The organism is Stutzerimonas stutzeri (assembly GCF_000935215.1).
In the GTDB taxonomy this organism is placed as follows: Bacteria; Pseudomonadota; Gammaproteobacteria; order Pseudomonadales; family Pseudomonadaceae; genus Stutzerimonas.
On the sequence record NZ_JXXD01000292.1, the window covers coordinates 1 to 1,428 of the forward strand.

2 protein-coding genes are annotated in these 1,428 nt (G+C 65.6%); both read right to left on the minus strand.

Annotated features, from left to right (window positions below; genetic code table 11):
• Nucleotides 1–160 precede the first annotated feature (160 nt).
• Nucleotides 161–1,018, minus strand: coding sequence for a replication initiator protein A (locus LO50_RS22040; RefSeq protein ID WP_044316371.1), 858 nt, complete (start codon nt 1,016–1,018; stop codon nt 161–163).
• 26 nt (nt 1,019–1,044) lie between these two features.
• Nucleotides 1,045–1,314 (minus strand): helix-turn-helix domain-containing protein, encoded by a 270-nt coding sequence (locus LO50_RS22045; protein WP_425522007.1) that lies wholly within the window; start codon nt 1,312–1,314, stop codon nt 1,045–1,047.
• Between the last annotated feature and the right edge of the window lie 114 nt (nt 1,315–1,428).

Sequence of the window (1,428 nt, forward strand, 5' to 3'; positions counted from 1 at the left end):
GTTAGAGATTTATAGTTAGGTAAGTTAGAGGGGCCGCAAACCCGCGCCGTTACTGGCTTTCCGGCGTTTTCGTACTCCTGATAGCACGATAGACGTACTCCCGATAGCACGATACCCCGTACTCCTGATAGCACGAGGCCGTCCACACGTTGTCCCGCAGTTATCCCCGTGCCGTGAACGGCACGGGCCGGAAAGTCAGCAGTTCCAGCCTTTCGTCCGGCATCGACTCGATGCCCAGGACGTAGCCGGGCAGCGACTGCCGTGCGACCAGCACGCGCAGGTCGTAGGTGAAGTCCGAGAAGCGCGCCGCGCTGCCGGACTTGCGGTGCAGATGCCGGAAGTCGAATTGCCAGCCGTGTTCTTGCCGCCCGCCGTGCTTGCGCACCAGGCGGTACAGCCAGCGCTCGATGCCACCCTTCAAGCGGAAATAGGCCGGGTCGATGGTCAACACGAGCGCGGCGTCCATCACGCCCATGTAGAACCAGTCGGGCAGGATCAGCTCGATGCCCAGCGGCGTGCCGCTGGCGTCGGCCAGCTCGCGCCATTCGTTCACCCACGAAAAGCGGTGCAAGCGCCTCCCGGTGGTTTCGCGGATGGAAGTCGCCACGCTGGTCGATTGCAGCCGGTCGAGAGCGGCCTTCAGGCGCTGGTAGTCGTTGAGGGACGTGCCGCGCCCGATGAAGCGCAGGATTTCGTAGGGCGTGGCGTGCATCAGCCGCGACGGCCGCAGGCCCGCATCCTTCGCCTCCACGATCTGCGAGGCCGCCCAGATCAGGATGTCGGCATCCCAGATGGTGGCGATGCCGTGTTCCTGCGTGCCTTCCACGCGGATCGTCACGTTGCCGGCACGGAAGTCGATCGGCGCCGTGCGCCGCGACTTCGCCAGCGAGAAGAACGGATAGGCCATCAAGTCCTGGCTGTCGCGCGGCGCCATGTCGCCGGGCAGCGCGCGGAACAGGTCGAGCTGTTCGCGCTCCTGCACCGGCCGCTGCCGGGACGGCAGCGCGGGACTGGACATGACGGCGGCCACCCGTGAACCGACGATCAGCGGCGATCACGGTAGTCACCTGCATGGCGCTCGGCGTACTCCGGGTCGGATGTGGCATCGAAGCTGCGTGCATCGGCCCAGGCATCGAGGTCGCTCACGGCGTACATGACGCGCCGGCGGAACTTGCGGAACTTCGGGCCACCACCGATCACGCGCAGCTTCTCCAGCGTGCGCGGCGACAGCCGCAGGTATTCGGCGGCCTCGTCGTTGGTGAGGTAGCGTTGGGGCTGCGCAGGCGCAGCGACAGCAGCGGCGGCAGGCCGCAAGGGAGCAGGTCGCATGGGATGTACCTCCATCAAGCCCGGCCACAACACGCGGCCGGATAGAGGCACTCTCAAGAAAGCAAGGCTTCTTGCTAAGGGACGTTCTTCAAGGGACGC